11 protein-coding genes are annotated in these 18,984 nt (G+C 70.5%); 6 read left to right on the top strand and 5 right to left on the bottom strand.

The window, feature by feature from the left end; genetic code table 11:
* The first annotated feature begins 17 nt into the window (after positions 1–17).
* From AC07NI_RS04795 to AC07NI_RS04775, 5 genes are all read left to right on the top strand, one after another.
* Positions 18–788: a response regulator gene (locus tag AC07NI_RS04795; protein WP_494616557.1), complete on the top strand. Its 771-nt coding sequence runs from the start codon at positions 18–20 to the stop codon at positions 786–788.
* Positions 785–2,107, top strand: coding sequence for an ATP-binding protein (locus tag AC07NI_RS04790; RefSeq protein WP_494616555.1), 1,323 nt, complete (start codon positions 785–787; stop codon positions 2,105–2,107). The genes AC07NI_RS04795 and AC07NI_RS04790 overlap by 4 nt, the downstream gene beginning before the upstream one ends.
* Before the next feature lie 145 nt (positions 2,108–2,252).
* A complete protein-coding gene (locus tag AC07NI_RS04785) occupies positions 2,253–2,948 on the top strand; it encodes a carbonic anhydrase (RefSeq protein ID WP_125157796.1) in 696 nt (231 codons plus the stop codon).
* Positions 2,945–4,492: a SulP family inorganic anion transporter gene (locus AC07NI_RS04780; RefSeq protein ID WP_494616553.1), complete on the top strand. Its 1,548-nt coding sequence runs from the start codon at positions 2,945–2,947 to the stop codon at positions 4,490–4,492. Before AC07NI_RS04785 ends, AC07NI_RS04780 begins: the two co-directional genes overlap by 4 nt.
* 90 nt (positions 4,493–4,582) lie before the next feature.
* Positions 4,583–4,993, top strand: a complete 411-nt coding sequence (locus tag AC07NI_RS04775) for a Ros/MucR family transcriptional regulator (RefSeq protein WP_494616552.1) — start codon at positions 4,583–4,585, stop codon at positions 4,991–4,993.
* A gap of 6 nt (positions 4,994–4,999) precedes the next feature.
* Here AC07NI_RS04775 and AC07NI_RS04770 read toward each other — a convergent pair whose 3' ends face one another.
* The 5 genes from AC07NI_RS04770 to AC07NI_RS04750 form a co-directional block, all read right to left on the bottom strand.
* A complete protein-coding gene (locus AC07NI_RS04770) occupies positions 5,000–12,379 on the bottom strand; it encodes a hypothetical protein (protein ID WP_494616550.1) in 7,380 nt (2,459 codons plus the stop codon).
* Positions 12,380–12,624: 245 nt separating this feature from the next.
* Complete coding sequence (gene phnX, locus AC07NI_RS04765; RefSeq protein WP_494616549.1) at positions 12,625–13,437, bottom strand: phosphonoacetaldehyde hydrolase; 813 nt, start codon at positions 13,435–13,437, stop codon at positions 12,625–12,627.
* Positions 13,434–14,561 carry a TIGR03364 family FAD-dependent oxidoreductase gene (locus AC07NI_RS04760; RefSeq protein WP_494616548.1) on the bottom strand — a complete coding sequence of 376 codons (1,128 nt, stop codon included), beginning with the start codon at positions 14,559–14,561 and terminating at the stop codon, positions 13,434–13,436. Before AC07NI_RS04760 ends, phnX begins: the two co-directional genes overlap by 4 nt.
* On the bottom strand, positions 14,561–15,874 hold the full coding sequence (locus AC07NI_RS04755; RefSeq protein ID WP_494616547.1) for a DUF5690 family protein: 1,314 nt from the start codon (positions 15,872–15,874) through the stop codon (positions 14,561–14,563). Before AC07NI_RS04755 ends, AC07NI_RS04760 begins: the two co-directional genes overlap by 1 nt.
* 69 nt (positions 15,875–15,943) lie before the next feature.
* Positions 15,944–16,663, bottom strand: a complete 720-nt coding sequence (locus AC07NI_RS04750; protein ID WP_494616546.1) for a UTRA domain-containing protein — start codon at positions 16,661–16,663, stop codon at positions 15,944–15,946.
* A 185-nt stretch (positions 16,664–16,848) separates the two neighbouring features.
* Between AC07NI_RS04750 and AC07NI_RS04745 the strand changes: the two genes are divergently transcribed.
* Positions 16,849–18,972: a phosphocholine-specific phospholipase C gene (locus tag AC07NI_RS04745; protein ID WP_494616545.1), complete on the top strand. Its 2,124-nt coding sequence runs from the start codon at positions 16,849–16,851 to the stop codon at positions 18,970–18,972.
* Positions 18,973–18,984 lie beyond the last annotated feature (12 nt).

The raw sequence follows: 18,984 nt of genomic DNA, 5'->3' as shown, positions 1-18,984 counted from the left end.
CTAAGTAGCCTGAGCATATGGATTCTTCTGGCCCCGGAACGATCGCGCTGCCGCGCGACTTGGCGACCGCGCCAATTGCCCCCACGGTTCTCGTCGTCGAGGACGATCCGTCCCTGCGCACCCTGTTGATGCGTCTGCTGCGCGAGGAGGGCTTCCAGCCGCTCAGCGCCGGCCATGGCGCCGAGATGGCGCGGGTGCTGGAGACCAACGCCGTCGACCTTATCCTGCTCGACGTCATGCTGCCGGGCAGCAACGGCTTCGATCTGTGCCGGATGGTCCGCCGCGAGAGCGACGTGCCGATCGTCATGCTCAGTGCACGTCAGGACGAGACCGACCGCCTGATCGGGCTGGAGTTGGGCGCCGACGACTATATCGGCAAGCCCTTCAGCAAGAAGGAGCTAATCGCCCGCATCCGCGCCATCCTGCGCCGGACGCAGGCCGGTTCGCAATCGAGCCAGCCGCGCGGCCACCAGCGCATGACCTTCTCCGGCTGGAGCCTGGATCCGGGCCGCCGCGAGCTGCTGTCGCCGGACGGCGCTTTTGTCGATCTGTCGGGCGCCGAGTTCGACCTGCTGCTAGCGTTCGTCAGCTCGCCCCAGCGGGTGATCGGCCGCGAGCGCCTGCTGGAGATGTCGCGCGCCCGCTTCTCCGACGCCTCGGACCGCAGCATCGACGTGCTGGTCAGCCGACTGCGCCGCAAACTGGCCGTAGTCGGCCAGGCCGAACCGCTGCTGCGCACCGTGCGCGGCGTCGGCTACATCTTCACTGCGGCCGTCGAACGCCGATGAAGCCCTTGCGGCTGTGGCCTCAGCGTCTGGTGGGCCAGGTCACCCTGGTCCTGATGCTGGCCGTGGCCCTGGAGTTCATCGGCAGCTCGATCCTGTTCGAGCACAGCCGCCTCTATCCCGACATCGAGAACCAGACCAAGCGCGTGGCCGAACAGCTGGTCACCGCCGAGGCGCTCCTGGAAGACGCGCCTCAGGGCGAACGCGCGGCGCGGGCGGCCGTGATGTCCACCCGGGCCACCCAGCTGAGCTGGTCGGTCCTGCCCACCCTGGTCGACGGCGGTCGCAAGTCCGAGAACGACTTCCGCGAGGAGTTCCTCGATGCCGAGCCCGGCCTGCGAGGCCGCGAGCTGCGCCTTCGCGCCGGCATCGACCACGCCGTGCCCCGCGACACCCATCTGAAGGTCGCCCTTCAGCTGCGCGACGGCAGCTGGATGACATTGAACACCCGCATCCACGTCGCGCCCTGGGCCGTGCTGCTGAGCGGCGTCGGCTCGGCCTTCACCCTGGGCCTGGGCGTGATCATCGCCGCCACCCTGGTGCTGCGCAATCTCAGCCGCCCCCTGCGCGCCCTGGCCGAGGCCGCCGACAAGGTCGGGCAAGGCGCGCATGTCAGCATCGCCGAGAGCGGCGCCGGCGACCTGAAGCTGGTGGCCAAGGCCTTCAACGCCATGCAGGACCGCATCGCCGGCCTGCTGAACACTCGCACAGAAGCCCTGGCGGCGGTCGGCCACGACCTGCGCACGCCCCTGGCCCGCCTGCGCCTGCGGGCCGGATTCGTGCAGGACGCCACCGCCCGCGAGGCGCTGGAAGCCGATGTCGACGAGATGACGGCCATGCTCGACTCGCTGCTGGCTTATCTGGGCGGCCAGGAAGATCCCGAGCCGCAGCGGCGAACGGATCTGGCCGCCATCGCCATGACCCTGGTCGATAACGCCACCGACGCCGAGCGGCCGGCGACCTATACGGGCCTCGAACATCTGCCCGTCCTGGGCCGGCCGGTGTCGCTGAAGCGGGCGATCAGCAACATTGTCGACAACGCCCTGCACTATGGCGGCGACGCGGCTATCACCCTGACGCGCGATGGCGACACGGCGGTCCTGGCCGTCGAGGACAGCGGCCCCGGCATCCCCGCCTCCGAGATGGCCCACGTCCTGCAGCCCTTCCATCGCCTGGACAGCGCTCGCACTCGCAACACGGCGGGCCTGGGTCTTGGCCTGACCATCGTGCAGCAGATCCTGCAGCGCGAGGGCGGCGTCCTGGTGCTGAAGAACCGCCAGCAGGGCGGCCTGCGCGTCGAGCTGCGCCTGCCCGCGCTCTAGCGGACATCCTTTGTCACAAAGCCGCTGCATCGCAGCAAAGACGCAGAACGACCTTCATCGACGCGTCCGGCGCTTCTCGCCGTAACGCTCGCCGCGACGTTCATCCCCCTTTTGGGCGTCGCGGCGATCAGTCGACGGAGGTCCCTTGGAACAGTTTCTCGAACGCGCCGCTCTCTTTCGCGGCCAGGTCTTCCCCGCCCAGAGCGCCCTCTACGAACGCCTGGCCAGCCACGGTCAGAGCCCTTCGGCCCTGATGATCTCCTGCGCCGACAGCCGCGTCGTCCCTGAACTGATCACCCAGGCCGCGCCGGGCGATCTGTTCGTCTGCCGCAACGCCGGCAACATCGTCCCGCCCTTCAGTCAAGCCAACGGCGGCGTCTCGTCGGCGGTCGAATACGCCGTCATGGCGCTGGGCGTCCGCGACATCGTCGTCTGCGGCCACTCGGACTGCGGCGCGATGAAAGCGTTCTCGAACCCGGCTGCCCTGGAGAAGATGCCGAACGTCGCCGCCTGGCTGCGCCATGCCCACGCGGCCCACAGCGTCGTCTGCAACGCCTATCACGGCCTGGACGAGCACGGCACGACCCGCGCCCTGTCGCTGGAAAACGTCGTCGTTCAGCTCAACCACCTGCGCACCCACCCGTCGGTGGCCTCGGCCATCGCCCAGGGCAAGCTGACCCTGCACGGCTGGTTCTTCGAGATCGAGACCGGCCAGATCCAGGCCTATAACGGCGACACCGGCCAGTTCGAGCAAGTTTACGAAGGCGCTCCCCTGCCCGTCGCCCAGCGCCCCTCGCGCCGCATGGTCGCCGCCGACCACCTGGGCATCGCCGCCGAATGACCCAGGCTTCTGTACCCGCTTCCAGCGTAAAGCCGGGCTTCTCGACGATCCTGTCGCGTGACTTCATCGCGTCGATCGTCGTCTTCCTGGTGGCGATGCCCCTCTGCATGGGCATCGCCGTCGCCTCCGGCGTTCCGGCCGAACGCGGCCTCGTCACCGGCATCATCGGCGGCGTCATCGTCGGCGCCCTGGCCGGCTCGCCCCTGCAGGTCAGCGGCCCCGCCGCCGGCCTCGCCGTCATCGTCTTCGAGATCGTCGCCAAGCACGGCCTGTCCATGCTGGGTCCGATCCTGATGGTCGCCGGCCTGATCCAGCTGCTCGCCGGCGCCGCCAAGCTCGGCAACTGGTTCCGCGCCATCTCGCCGGCCGTCGTGCACGGCATGCTGGCCGGTATCGGCGTGCTGATCGTCGCGGGCCAGTTCCACGTCCTGTTCGGCGACTCGCCCAAGGCCCACGGCCTGCAGAACCTGGCCGCCATCCCCGGCGCCCTGGCCGGCGTGCAGTTCGCGACCCTGACCCAGGTCGAGGCCGCCCTGGCCGTCGGCGTGGTGACGATCGGCTCGATCCTGCTGTGGGAGAAGTTCCGTCCCAAGGCGCTGAAGCTGGTCCCGGGCGCCCTGCTCGGCGTCGTCGCCGGCACCGTGCTGGCCACGGTCCTGGGCCTGGACGTCCAGAAGATCGTCGTGCCGGAATCGATCGCCGCGGCCATCGCCATTCCCGGCGTCGCCGACTTCGCCCGCATGTCCGATCCGATGCTGCTGGTGACCGCCATCGCGGTGGCTTTCATCGCCTCGGCCGAGACCCTGCTGTCGGCCGCCGCCGTGGACCGCATGCACGACGGCGAGCGCACCAAGTACAACAAGGAGCTGGGCGCCCAGGGCGTCGGCAACATGCTGTGCGGCCTGGTCGGCGCTTTGCCGATGACCGGTGTGATCGTGCGTAGCTCGGCCAACGTCCAGGCCGGCGCCATGACCCGTATGTCGGCCATTCTGCACGGCGTGTGGATCCTGGCCTTCGTCGCCCTGCTGCCCTGGCTGCTGCGCATGGTGCCCAGCGCCGCCCTCGCCGGCGTGCTGGTCGTCACGGGCTGGAAGCTGGTCAGCCTGCAGCACGTCCGTCACCTGTTCGCCCGCTACGGCCTGCTGCCGGCCATGATCTGGGGCGCGACCTTCGTGATGGTCGTGGCCACGGACCTGCTGACCGGCGTGCTGGTCGGCATGGGCCTGACGCTGCTGGAGCTGATCCCGAACCTGACCAAGATGCGCCTCAAGGTGTTCCAGCGCGAGCTGGGCCCCGACGAGAGCGAGATCCGTCTGGAAGGCGCGGCCACGTTCATCCAGCTGCCCAAGATCGCCAAGGTCCTGGATGGCGCGCGCAACAACGGCCGGCTGAAGCTGGACACGCGCGGCCTGACCAGCCTGGACCACACGGTCGCCGAAGCCCTCAGCGACTGGCTGAAAGGCAAGGCCCGGGCCGGCGTCAAGGTCGAGCTGCCGCCGTCCTGCGCCTTCGGAGATCGCTTGAGAGCCGCGGGCGCGCACTGAGACCCACCCGCGCGTCCGTCAACTGGCCCAGGGGTGCGATCCGCCCCTGGGTCCCTTCCATAGAAACAAACCAGAGAGAGGAGACCGCCAATGAACAAAGCCCAGGAACGCGCCGCCGAGATCGCCGCCCAAGTGCTGTGCGCCTATCTCAGCCGCAACGCCGTCTCGCCGGACGACCTGCCGGCGCTGAGCGCCCGCACCTATGCCGCGCTGGAAGCGGTGTTCTCCGGCCCGGCCGCCGCGACCTTGCCGGTCGAGCCGCCGACGCCCGACCAGATCGCCGCCAGCATCACGCATGACGCCATCGTCAGCTTCGAGAACGGCCGCCGCTATCGCTCGTTGCGCCGGCACCTGAGCCAGCTAGGCCTGTCCGAAGAGCAGTACCGCGCCAAGTGGGGCCTGCCCGCCGACTATCCGCTGGTGGCCCAGAGCTTCTCGGACCTGCGCTCCAACGCCGCCCGCGCCCAGCGCTTCGGCGGCGTGGCCGTGGCGGCGGAGTAGCCTCGCCTAGAACGGGATCGCGATCTTCAGCGACAGGGTCTGGTTGTCGGTCCGGTCGCCGAATTGGCCGGTCCAGGCCAGGCGGCCGCTGGCCCCGCGACCGACGACCGACACGCCCAGCTCGGTGTCCAGGGTGGTCTTGTCGAGACCCGGATTGACCGTGAAACCGCCGGCGGCCGCCGCCGGCGCGCCTTGGAACGCCGCCGCGAACAGCGCCGCCTTGGCGTCCGACGAGACGGTCGCGCCCACTCGGCCATAGGGCCGGATGGCGGCGCCGCCCGCCTGGAACTCGGTCCCCGCCTCGAGCTTGACGCTGGCGCGGGCATAGGTGTCCTTCTGCTTCGGCGCGACCAGGTCCAGCGCTCCGGACCCGGTCTCGGTGAAGGCCTTGGTCTCGACCTTCACCGCGCTGGCTTCGGCCATCGGCTTGACGTAGGCGCGGTCCGAACCCCAGCGGTACGAGACGCGGGCGGTGGCCGCCATGAAGTCCATCTTCTGCGTCGCCTTGGCCAGGCGCGAGGGCGAGGCCGGCAAGTAGACCAGGCGACGCGTGTCCATGTCGGACTTGCCGCCCTGGATCGCCAGGCCCGCGCCGAAGCCGTGGTTCGGGTCGCGCTTGACCACCAGGCCGGCCTGATAGCGCTGGCCGTCGGCGTTCGTGAAATTGTTGACGCCGCCGCCCACGTCCTCGGCCGACAGCGCGCCGCCGACCCGCCAGGCGTTGTCGCCGACCGCCGCCTCGAAGCCGCTCGACAGGCCGGTCGAGTGCTCGTTATAGGCTAGGGCCGCCGAGGTCCCCGACAGCTTCAGCCAGCGCGCGGCCGGCTTGACCCACACGCAGCCGCGCTCCGAGAAGGCGACCCCCTCGCTGGTCTTCGGGCAGCTGAACATCGAGTCCGCGAACTGCTGGCTGGCGAAGATCTGGCCCGCCTGCTGCGCGGCATAGGCCTGCGGCGAGTAGCTGTCGTAGAACTTGGCCAGAGCCGGGACCGTCGGCACGTAGAACAGCTCCGCCGTCACCGGCGCGAAGGTCGGCGAGCTGCCGGCCGTCTGGATGGCGTTGATGTGGTCGCCCAGCGCCGTCTGGTTGCGGTTCAGGCCGGTCGGCGAGAAGTCGATGTCGTATTTGAGGTTCAGGTCCTGGCTGGTCGCCGCCAGGGCGAAGCTGGCCACGGCCGAGATCGGCTTGTTCAGCGTCACGCCCGACTGGGTCAGCGTGCTGGAACCGTCCAGGATCGTGACGGTATGCGAGCCCGGGAGCGCATAGCCCGGGTTCAGGATGTTGAGCGTGAACGCGCCCTTGATGTCGATCGGGCCGCTGACCTTCAACTGGTCGATCTCGCCCGACTTGCCGGTGCGGAGCAGATCGAGGTCGGTCAGCATGTTGCCGGTGGCAGACTGGGTGAAGCTGCCCTGGACGGTCGTGGTCTGCACCGTGCCCGCGTCGCCGGGGCTGAGCAGGCCATGGTTCACCAACGCGCCGCCATTGAGCTTCACGTAGTCCAGCGAGACGAAGAACGACTTGCTGTTGTTGGTGACGCTGTTGACGCCCAAGCCCAGGTCGACATTGCCGACCAGGCCCTTGTTGCTGATCACCGCGTCGTTGCCGCCGGTGCCGGTGACGGCCAGCTTGGAATCCGACCAGGTCACGCCGTTCAGGGTCAGGGTGTTGTTCTTGCCCCCGTCCATCAGGACGCCCATGCCGTAGACCGAGCCGCCCTTCACGTCGCCGTTCAGGGTGACGGTGATGTCGTCGTTGCCGTCCTTGGAGGCGCTCTGGAAGACCGCGCCGATGCCGTTCTTGCCGCCGACGATGACATTGCCGTTCTGGACGACAGTGACCTTGCCGCCCTCGCCGACGCCTTCCATCGAGCCGATGAAGCCCAGCAGCAGCTTGCCGCCGAACAGGCCGCCGCCACCGCCGACCGACTGGGCGAAGATGCCGACCGCGCCCGTGCCGGTGACCGTGATATTGCCGGTGTTGGTCACCGTCACGTCGCCGCCGTTCCCGCCATTGGCGTGGATCGGGTTCAGCTGCAAATCGAGGATGTCGCTGTAGTTCTGGCCGCCAAAGGCCGTGGTGTTGCCCCACGAGGCCAGGCCCAGCGAATAGTCGCCGGCCAGGCCGCCGCCGCCGCCCACGCTCTGGGCGAAGATGCCGGTGGCCCCCGCCCCGTGGGTGACGATGTCGCCCTTGTTGGTGACGATCACCTCGCCGCCGTCGCCGGCCGACCCGCCGAGCCCGGAGAACACCACCTGGCCGACGGCCGACATGATGCCTTCGCCGCCCTGGCCGCCGCCGCCGCCCACCGACTGGGCGAAGATGCCGTTGGCGTTGACGCCGAAGGTCTCGATCTTGCCCTCGTTGATCACCGTGACCTTGCCGCCGTTACCGGCCGCGCCGCCCATGCCGCCGATGCCGATCCCGAAGGCGGGCTCCTTCAGCGACTTGGCGAACTCGGCCGTGGCCGTCAGGTTGCCGACCGTGGTCATGGTCGCCGCGTAGCCGTCGCGTTCCTTGTCCTCGCTCTCGGCGTCGGTCGCGCCGCCGACCCCGCCGCCGCCGCCGATCGACTGGGCGTAGACGCCGCGGGCCATGTCGCCTTCGGTGACGATCTGGCCCTTGTTGACGACATAGACCTCGCCGCCGTCGCCGGCCGCCGCGCCCTGGCCGCCGACGCTGACCTCGCCGGCCAGGCCCGAGCCGCCCAGGCCGCCGCCGCCGCCCACCGACTGGGCGAAGACGGCGTGACTGCCCTCGCCGATCGTGTGGATCATGCCGTCGTTCAGCACGCGGACGAAGCCGCCGTCGCCGGCCGCGGCTCCGCTGCCGCCGATGGCGATCTGCGCGGCCTTGCCCTGGCCCTTGTTGATCAGGTCGAGGATGTTGGGGATTTCCTCGCCTTCGTCGGAGACCGAGCCGCCGGCCCCGCCGCCGCCGCCCACCGACTGGGCCATGACGCCGAACGAACGGGCTCCGATCGTCTGGATGGCGCCGTCATTGTCGACCGTGACCTCGCCGCCGTCGCCGGCCGCGCCGCCATAGCCGCCCAGCGAGACGGACACCGACGTCGAGCCCTTCGACTTGGTGTTCGAGAAGGCCAGGGCGAAGCCCCGGGCGTCGCCGCCCGCGCCGCCGCCGCCGCCCACCGACTGGGCCATGACGCCGTGGCTGCCGTCGGCGTTGGACAGCAGCATGCCGGTGTTCTGCACCGTCACCTTGCCGCCATTGCCCGCGACGCCGCCGAAGCCGCCCATGGCGATCGAGTAGACGCCGTTCTTGCCCGCGCCCACCGCGCCGGACACCGAGGTGGCGATGCCGCCGTCGCCGCCGCCGCCGCCCACGCTCTGGGCGAAGATCACATTGCTCTGCGCGCCGTCGGTGCGGATCGCGCCCGAGTTGATGACCTTGACCTCGCCGCCGTGATTGCCCTTGCCGCCCGAGCCGCCCATGGCGATGGAGATGTTCTGGCTGCGGTCGCCGAACGAGACCGAGCCGCTGCCGCCGAACGCGTAGTCGGCGAACTCGTCCTTATCGAGGCCGGTGACGCCGCCGTGCCCGCCGCCGCCACCGATCGACTGGGCCTGGATGCCGTGCGACAGCTCGCCGACCGTCCAGATGGCGCCCATGTTGTCGACCTCGACATAACCGCCGGTCGCGCCGTTGCCGCCGAAGCCGCCCATGCTGGCGGTGACATTGACCGACTGGCTGCCGGACATGGCGATGTTTCCGGCCGAACCGCCCGAGCCGCCGCCGCCGCCCACGCTCTGGGCGAAGACGCCAATCGCGCCGTCGCCCTTGGTGTTGATGGTCTTGGTGGTGGTGACATGGACGTCGCCGGCCATGCCCGCGCCGCCGCCGCTGCCGCCTAGGGCCAGGCCGATATTGACGGCCTTGGTCGCCCCGAGATTGGCCGCGATCGTGAAGCCGCCCGTGCCGCCGCCGCCGCCCACCGACTGGGCGAAGACGCCGTGCGACGCGTCGCCCTCGGTCAGGATGTCGCCGATGATGTCGACCTCGACATCGCCGCTGCCGCCGCCCGAACCGCCCTGCCCGCCCAGGCTGACGCCCAGGGTGACGCTCTTGTTCGCGCCGACCGCGCCGGTCAGCCGGCCGGCCCAACCGCCGTCGCCGCCGCCGCCACCCACGCTTTGGGCGAAGACGCCGTGGCTGCCGTCACCTGTGGTCCAGGTCGCGCCCGAGGCCTCGACCTTGACGTCGTTGGAGACGCCGCCGACGCCGCCACTGCCGCCGATGCTGGCGTTCAGGGCCAGGCTGTTCTGCGCGCCCGCCGACAGAGCGCCGGAGAGCGAGAAGCCGCCCGAGCCGCCGCCGCCGCCCACGCTCTGGGCGAAGATGGCGTGGGCGCCGTCGCCCGTGGTGGCGATGTTGCTGCCGCTGTCGACGCCAACCATCAGGCCGTCGCCGCCCTTGCCGCCCGAGCCGCCGATCGTGACCGAGGCCGAGCCGGCGTTGCTACCCACGCCGACCGCCAGGCCGCCGCTCCAGCCGCCCGCGCCGCCGCCGCCGCCCAGGCTCTGGGCCAGGATGCCGACCGCCCGGTCACCGCCGGTGAGGATCGTGCCCTGGCTGTCGACCGTGACGCCCTTGGCGCTGCCGCCGTCACCGCCGGAACCGCCCAGCGCCAGGCTGGCGCCGCCGGCCGTCTTGCCGCCGCCGACCGCCGCGCTGACCGAGAAGCCGCCCGTGCCGCCGCCGCCGCCCACCGACTGCGCGAGGATGCCGTAGGAGTCCTCGCCCTTGGTAGTGATGCCACCCGTGTTCTTCAGATCGACCACGCCGCCAGCGCCGCCGCCGCCGGCCGAGCCGCCGACCGAGACCGAGATCGCGCCGGCCACGACGCCGCCCGCCCCGGCGATCGCGCCGCTCCAACCGCCATGGCCGCCGCCGCCGCCGACACTCTGTGCGTGCAGGCCGCTGGAGCGGTCACCGGTTGTGTTAATGTTGGCGGCATTGGTCACGGAGACCTTGTCGCCATCGCCCGCTCCCGCGCCCGCGCCGCCCACGGCGACCGCGCCGGACACGGCGACCTTGCCGCCGGCCAGGGCCGCGGCGACCGCGAAGCCGCCATTGCCGCCGCTACCGCCGACGCTCTGGGCGAAGACGCCCTGCGAGTCCGCGCCGATGGTCTCCAGATAGCCCTTGGTGTCGATTGTCACGGCCTTGCCGTCGCCACCGTCGCCGCCCGAGCCGCCGACCGCGATGCTGAGCGCGCCGAAGGCCCCGACCGCCGCCCCGGCGCCGTAGCCGCCGTTGCCGCCGCCGCCGCCGACCGACTGGGCGAAGATCGCCGACGCGCGCTCGCCGGCCGTGCGGATGTCGCTGCCGGTGTCGGCCTTGACCGTGACGATGTCGCCGTCGCCGCCCTTGCCGCCCGTGCCGCCGACCGAGATGTTCAGGAAGGCCCCGACGCTGGCCGCGCCGCCGCCGTTGCCGCCGCCACCGCCCACGCTCTGGGCGAAGACGCCGATCGAGCGATCGCCGGTGGTGCGGATCTGGCCGCTGTTGCCGATGTCGACCACCCCGCCCTTGCCGCCGTCGCCGCCCGAGCCGCCGATCGAGATCATGCCGCCCGTACCGCCGCCGTCGCCGCCGCCGCCGCCCACGCTCTGGGCGTAGATGGCCGAGGCGTCCGCGCCGCTGGTGCTCAGGGAGCCGGTGTTGCCGACCGTGACCGTCTTGGAGTCGCCGCCACCGCCGCCGATGCCGCCGACCGCCGCCAGGCCCGCCGCGCCGCCGCCGTCACCGCCGCCGCCGCCGACGCTCTCGGCGAAGATGGCTTGCGAGCCTTCGCCGTGGGTGACGATCGCGCCGTCGTTCTTGACCGTGACCTCACCGCCGTTGGACGTGCCGCTGCCGTTGCCGCCGATCGACACCAGGCTGGAGGCCGAGCCGCCCGAACCGCCGCTGCCGCCGATCGACTGGGCCAGGATGCCGCGCGAATACTTGTTCCAGGTCTCGATGGCCCCGGTCTTGCCGTTGGTGACCGAGACCGAGCCGCCGGCCCCGCCGTGCGAACCGCCACCGCCCAGCGAGAAGATGCTGATGCCGCTGTCGCCGCCATCGCCGCCGCCGCCGCCCACGCTCTGGGCGAAGATGGCGTCGCTATTGACCCCGTGGGTGACGATCAGGCCGTTGTTGGTCACCACGACCTGGCCGCCGTCGCCGGCGCTGCCGCCGTTCGAGGCGTAGCCGGCCGCGAAATAGGAGTCGCCGCCATTGCCGCCAAACCCGCCCAGGCTGGCGGCGCGGATGCCCTTGGAGAAGTCGCCGTTCACCGCGATCGACGCGCCGGCCTCGGTATAGACCGACACCGTCCCGCCGATCGCGCTGTTGCCGCCGCCGCTGCTGCCGCAGATGGCGACATCGCAGCTACCGGCGCTGCCGCCTGGGCCGCCGACGCTGGAGGCGAAGATACCGTCCGAGCGGACGCCGCTGGTGACGATGCTGCTGGCCCCGTAGTGAACGCTGACCGCCCCGCCCGGACCGCCCTGGCCGCCGTCGCCGGCCGAGCCGACGCCCACAGCGAAGTTGCCGCCGTTGCCGCCGCCGCCGCCGGCGCTGATCGCCACGATGCCATGAGCGTCGTCGCCGCTGGTCACGATGTCGATCAGGGCGTCCAGCGTCACGGTCCCGCCACGGCCGCCCCAGCCGCCGTCGCCGCCGCTGCCGCCGACGCCCGCGTTGCCGCCCTTGCCGCCGTAACCGGCGCGCGTGCTGATCAAGATGCCCGGCTCGCCGGTCGCCACGATGGCGTGGTTCGGGTCATTGATGCTGCGCGTCAGGTTGGCGGAGCTGTCGCCGTTGTCGCCATCCGACCAGGCGCCGCCACCGCTGCCGCCGCTGGCCTGGTTCTTGACCGTCACAACGGGCACGGCCGGCTTGGGCGCCAGGGCCATCGCCATGTCCGGGACCGCGAAATTGGTCGACGCGGGATTGTTCGACAGGCTGGCGGAGACCGGCGTCGCGACCAGCACCGCCGCGCTCGACCCGGCCGCCAAGGCCTTGCCGATCGCGCCCAGCATTTTGCGGGCGCTGGCGTCCAACCGCTCGGCGCGCTGTTGGGCCAGGCGATCGGCCTGCCGCGACAACGGGACGACCACCTGCTCCGGCAAGGGCGAGTTCAGGGCTTCGGACAGCTCGCCCAGCGCGCCGTACAGGGTCAGCAGCGTCTCGTTGGAAACCCGGCCCCGGCCCAGCTGGGCGATGATCGCGGCCCGCGTCTCGTCCAGCGCCGGCAAGGCGGGCAGGAAGCGCTCGCGCAGAGCCAAGGCGGTGGCGACATCGGCGCTCTCGGCGCGGATTCGGCTGTTCAGCTGGGCCAGGGCCGAAGTCAGGCTCGCCAGACGATCGACACGCGTCATGGCTTGGCTCGATGAATTCCGCACAGCCACTCTCCCCCGAGAAGCCGACCTATGAGATGCCATCCCCATTTTGAGCGAACAGCGTGATGCGATACAGCATCAACAACCGTGACGGGAACATTAAGACCGCCACGCGACGGACGTCGTGGAGCGGGCAAGGCGCAGGTCGGACGCCATTGCGGGGGCGGCCTAGACGATCGCTCCGACGATTCCCAGGATGATCGCGGAACGGACGAAAATTGACTCTATTTGGGCTGCTCGCCGCGTTCGATCCGCGCCTCGATCTCGGTCAGAACAGGGCCAAGTTCGGCGACGCTCTCGACCACGTAGTGGGCGCCGGCGTCGCGCAGGGCCTTGGCGGAGGCTTCGATCCGAGCGGCGCGCTCCGTCTCCGGCAGTCCAGCCAGCTCGTCTTGCGACAGACCCACGCCGTTGCCCGAGGCCGACAGGCCTACCGTCCAGGCGCCGGCCTCCAGGCCCTCGCCGATACCGACGACGGCGTCATCGACCTTGACGCAGGCGCGGGCCGGCCAGGCGCCCAGCTCGACCAGGGCTTTCCACATCATCAGCGGCGAAGGCCGTCCCGCCGCCGTCTCGCCGGCGCAGACCACGGCGTCGGGCGCGTAGCCCTGTTCCGCCGCCAACGGCAGGATGTCGGCCATCATCGGGCGGGTGTAGCCGGTGGTCGAGCCGATCTTCACGCCGCGCGCCCGCAGGTCGGCGACGAGGTCGGCCGCGCCGGGGATCAGCTGAGCGCAGTCGCGGGCGGCGGCGCGCATCTTGGGCTCGACGGCGTCGTGCAGGCGATCGACATCGGCCTCGGTGGAGGCCGCGCCGTGGCGCTCCGTCCAGAGGCCGGCGATGCGCGGCATGGCCAGCAGGGCCTGCACGTGATCGCGCTTGGCCTTGCCCATGTCGGCGCGGGCCTCGGCCTCGGAAATCTCGATCCCCGCCTCGGCAAACACTTCGCGCAAGGCCATGACAGGCGCGCGGCAACCGAAGTCGATCATGGTGCCGGCCCAGTCGAAGACGACGGCCTGGATTGGACTGCGGGTCATGCGGCGGCTCCTGGGTAAAGTCCGGCGATCACGTCCTCGGCCAGGCCGAAGGCGGTGGAGGCGCCCGTGCCGCTGGTCACCGTCACCAGACGCACGCGCGGCAACGGCGCTTCGATCAGGCTGTGGCCGGCGGCCGAGGCGTAGGTGCCGGTCCAGCGCTCCAGCACCGGCGGCGGAGCCTGGCCGAACACCTGGGCAAACTCGTCCAGGATCAGGGCGTCGACGTCCTCACGGGAGAAGGGATCGGGCGTGGCGGCGTAGTGGTGACTGTCGCCGACCACCAGCGAGCCGTCTGCGCTCTGAGCCACGATCAGGTGGACGCCGTGCTCCAGGTGGGCGGCCTGCTCGGCCTCCAATCGCGCGCGCACCGCGGCCGCTTCCGGCAAGGCGGCGTAGCCCAGGTAGCGAACGAGGCCGAGGTCGGACATCACCGGGGCCGGCAGCCGCCAACCCGGCGCGGCCAGGCGCAGCATCTGCAGCTTGCAGCGCGTCACCTCGGCCTCGGCGAAGGCGTTCGGGAACAGGGTGACGAGGTCATCGCCGGGGCAGACCACGATGGTCCCGGCCCGGATGACGCCGACCGAGGTCTCCAACCGTCCCGTCTCGACGCCACGCACGGCGACGCCGCGCAGGAAGGTCACGCCGTGGGCGGTTTCCAGCCAGGCGGCAAGACGCGGGATGGCGGTGCGGGATTCCACCCGCAGGTCGACCGAACTGGTCAGCGCCCCGAGCACCTCGCCCCGTTGCGGCAGCCGGTCGTCGAGGTCACCGGCGTCGCGCCAGGCGCATCCCTCGGCCATCTCGGTTTCGAGGAAGGCCTCCAGCACCGCCTTGGCCTCGGGACTGCGGGCGACCATGGTCAGGCCGCGTTGCACGATCTCGATGCCGGCCGGGCCGGCGATCTCGCCCCAGACCTGGGCCGAGCGCCGCGCCCGCCGCCAGACCTCGCCGCGCGCCTGGCCAGTGACGGTCACGAAACCGAAGTTGCGGACCGAAGCGCCATTGGCCTGGGCGTCGCGATCGATGACCGCCACCCGCTTGCCCAACCTTGCCGCGGCCAGGGCGTGGGCAAGGCCGACGATGCCGGCGCCGACGACGGCGAGATCGAAGGAGCGCTCCGACATCAGGGCTCGACAGTCTGAGCCGAGAACGTCGTCCTCGCGCACGCCTCCCGTCGGCGCAGGAAATAGACGCCCGCGAAGATCGTGCAGACCGCGCCGACGGCGCTGGTCGCGTAGACGCTGTCGATGAAGAAGCCCAGCCAGTCGAGATCGACCATGGCGAAGTTGCGCCAGACCAGCAGCGCCACGCTGCCCAGATAACCCGAGGCGTCGGCCACATAGATCAGGAAGCCGGCCGTGCCGACCCGGCCGCTGAAGGCGATCATGCGATCGAACAGCATGGCGTTGAACGGGGTATAGGCCATGTAGAGCCCCGCGCCGGTCAGGATCATCCAGGTCAGAGGCGTCAGCATATGGGCCTGGAACGCCAGGGTCGAGCCGCCCAGGATCAGGAAGCCGGCCAGGATTACCCCGTGCATGACCAGCAGGGCCCGCAGGTTGTCACGCACCAGCATCACCGCGCCCATCACGGCTAGGGACACCACGGCCACCGGCAGCTCGCTGGCGGTGAAGACGCCCGACGCTTCACCGAAGCCCATGGCCGTCCAGATCTCGGCGGCGAAGTTGTCGCGGAAGTCGCGCAGGGCCGTCAGCAGGATGTAGGCCAGGACCAGCAGCACGATGCCCGGCGCGTAGACGGCCAGGAAGGCCCGACGCTGGGCCAGGTCCATCGGCTGTCGGCGCACGCGGGCGGCCTCGTCGGCGGCGTTGGGCGGCGGCATCTGCACCAGCGCCCAGACCGACACGGCCAGCAGCGGCAGGAAGATCGCGCCCGTGGCGGCCGGCATCCAGAACGGCGAGACGTGCAGGTCGACCATCAGCCACTTGCCGACCGACTTCACCACGCCCGAAGACAGGATGAAGCTGGCGCAAAGGATCGCGCCCAGCACTTCCGAGGTGCGGCGGCCTTCCATGAAGCCGAATACCAGCCCCCAGATCATGCCCAGCGGCAGGCCATTGAGGAACAGGGCCGCGACGTTCCAGGGCGCGGGGACGACCGCGAAGGCCAGCAGCGCCACCCACGAGACGCCGATCAGGCCCAGGATGGCGACGCCGCGATGGCGGGGCGCGATCTCGGAGATCACCTTGACCCCGATCATCTTGGACAGGGCGTAGCCGGCGACCTGGGCCAGGACGAGGGCGATCTTGTAGTCGAGCGCGAAGTGCCAGCCCTCGACCGCGCCGAACGTCGCCGCCGCGAACGGCTTGCGGAACGCGTACATCGAGAAATAGGCGCAGAAGCCGGCCAGCCCCGCGAACAGGGTGAAGACCAGCGGGTTGGCCCGCTCCAGCCAGCGCTGAGGACCAGTTGTCATGGGAACGCCCCCTAATGGAGCATTCTGGTCTATACCACGTAGATGTCAGGTCGGTGACGGCGGATAGGCCTAGCGCACCCGGATATCGACGCTGACCGTCAGGGCGTCGTGCCGCCAGTATTCGCGGTCGAATTCGACCACGTGACCCTGGGCGTCGTAGCAGACCCGCACCAGGCTGAGACCCGGCAGACCCGACTTGACCCCAAGGGCCTCGGCCTCGTCGCGGGTCAGGGCGCAGGGCCGCATGTCGACCTTGTTGCGCGCCACGCCGATGCCGTAGCTCGACTTCAGGACGCTGGTCAGCGAGCCGTTGAGGTCGTGCTCGATCAGGCCCGGCGCCAGGGCGGCGTCGACGATGATGCTTTCCAGCAGCACCGCCCGGCCGTCGATCGATCGGCGGCGCAGGATCCAGTACATCGGCGCGCCGATCGGACGCGAGAAGATCTGGGCCAGCATGCCGTCGGCGACGATCTCGGTCTTGCTCAGGGTCTCGGTTTCCGGCCGCCGCCCCTGCGCTTCGACATATGACATAAAGCCTTCCCAGCGGGTCGGGTCATAGACCACCGGCGGCGGCGAGACGTACCAGCCGCTGCGCTCCTTGCGGTAGATGACGCCCTCGGCCTCGAGCTGGAACAGCGCCTCGCGGACCGTGCCGCGCGCGACGCCGCCGCCGACCTGCAGCTGACGCTCGGACGGCAGGCGCTCGCCCGGCTTGAACTCGCCGCCGGCGATGCGCGCGGCGATGTCGTCGCGCACGCCGATATACTGATGACCTTCGGGCTGCTGCATCGGGCGACCTGGACAGCGGTCGAATCCCGCCTGGGCGCGAGGATGGGAGGGCGCTCTCCCAGGGTCAAGGAACTGGATCAGACCAATGCCCAGTGCGCTGGCCCGCAACCGCGATGTCACGAAACTTTCGCCGACACTCTAGGCAATCTGGTCTATACCAAATCCGAACTTCAAGAGACGAGCCGATGACGACCGACCGCCGCTCCTTCCTGCGCGCCGCCGCGACCGCCAGCGCCGCCGTCGGCCTGCTGCCCGCCACTGTCGCCAAGGCCATGGCCATCCCGGCCCGCCACCGCACCGGCACGATCATGGACGTCGAGCACGTCGTGATCTTCATGCAGGAAAACCGCTCGTTCGATCACTATTTCGGGGCGCTGAACGGCGTGCGCGGCCTGGGCGATCCGCGCCCGCAGCGCCTGCCCGGCGGGGCCTCGGTCTGGCGCCAGCCGTCCAAGGAACACCCCGACGGCTTCGTCGCTCCGTTCCACGGCGACGCCTCGGTCACCAACGCCTACACGGTCGACGGCGCCGACCAGGGCCACCAGGCGGCGATCACCATCGTCAACGGCGGCCGCTATGACCAGTGGGGCCACACCGGCGAGCTGCACAAGCGGATGGTCTACTACAAGGCCTCGGACCTGCCGTTTTACCACGCCCTGGCCAGCGCCTTCACGGTCTGCGACGCCTATCACTGCTCGACCCTGACCCAGACCTATCCGAACCGCCTGCACCTTTGGACGGGCTGCAACGGCGGCGGCAAGGTCGGCGGCGATCCGGAGATGAGCAACTACGGCGAGGACGAGACGCCCAGCGCCGACATGGCCGAAGACAAGGTCATGGCCAACGGGCCGCACGACTGGACCACCTATGCCGAGCGCCTGCAGGCGGCCGGGATCAGCTGGAAGGTCTACCAGGAGTACGACAACTTCGGCGACAACATCCTGTCGGTGTTCAAGAATTTCCGCCCCTGCGCCAAGGACTCCGAGCTCTATACGCGCGGCCGTTCGTGGGTGGGCGAAGGCAAGGCCGATCCCGACCGCAAGCGCTCGGACGGCGTGCAGCTGGTCGAGGCCTTCCGCGCCGACGTCGCCGCCGATCGCCTGCCGCAGGTGTCGTGGATCGTCACGGCCGCCGACCTCTCCGAACACCCCTCGGCCGAACCCTCGAAGGGCGAGCACGTCTGCGCCGAGCTGATCAAGGCCCTGGTCGACCACCCCGAGGTGTTCGCCAAGACCGTCTTCATCGTCAACTACGACGAGGCCGGCGGCTTCTACGATCACATGCAGCCGCCGATGCCGCCGCTGACCGCCGAACAGGGCTGGAGCTCGGTCTCGGTGGCCGGCGAGGCCAAGACCTACGGCCCTGACGCCGAGGGCGCCAACAAAGGCACGCACGCTCTGGGCCTGGGCATCCGCGTGCCGGCCATCATCGTCTCGCCCTGGAGCCGGGGCGGTTTCGTCTGCTCGGAGGTGTTCGACCACACCTCGACGCTGAAGTTCCTGGAAAAGCGCTTCGGCGTCCGGGAAGAGAACATCAGCGACTGGCGCCGCGCAGTCTGCGGCGACCTGACCTCGGCCTTCGACTTCGCCACGCCGAACCAGGACTGGACGGCCCTGACCCTGCCGGCCACCGCCGACTACATGCAGCGCGTGGCCCGTTCCAAGGCCGCGCCGAGCCTGAAGATCCCGGCGAAACAGGCCGCCTCCGCCCAGGACGGCCCGCAGCGCGGCGCACGTCCCCTGCCCTACGTCCTGTCGGCCGACGCCCGCGTCACGGACGGCGCGCTGTGGATCGACCTCGTCAACGCCGGCCGCGCGGGCGCGGTGTTCCAGGTGTTCGACAACACCGACCGCGACGCCCCCTGGCGTTTCACCCTGGCCGCCGGCCAGAAGTACGCCGCCGGGCACTGGAACAAGGCCGGCCGCGCGCCGGGCCCCTACGACCTGACCGTCCATGGCCCGAACGGCTTCTACCGCCGCTTCGCTGGCGACACGTCCAAACCCCAGCCGATCGTCACGGTCGCCGCCGACGCGCGTTCACGCCTAGTCGTCAGCTTGGCGGGTTCGGGTCTCGCGACCCTGCGCATGGCCGAGGACTATCCGCTGGCAGAGGGCGAGGCCCGCCAGAATGTCATGCTGAAACCCGCGAGCGTCGCCCGCTCGGTCTGGGACCTGCGCGGCAGCGACCACTGGTACGACCTGACCCTGACCCTGGCCGACGATCCCTCGTTCACCCAGCGCCTGGCCGGGCACCTGGAAACCGGCCGCGCCAGCCGCACCGACCCCGGCATCGGCCGGATGCGTCTCTAAGCCTTCTATTTC

Source organism: Caulobacter sp. GW821-FHT10E02 (assembly GCF_059415225.1).
Note: the sequence above shows the minus strand (reverse complement) of the source record. Positions and strands in the feature narration are given on the sequence as shown.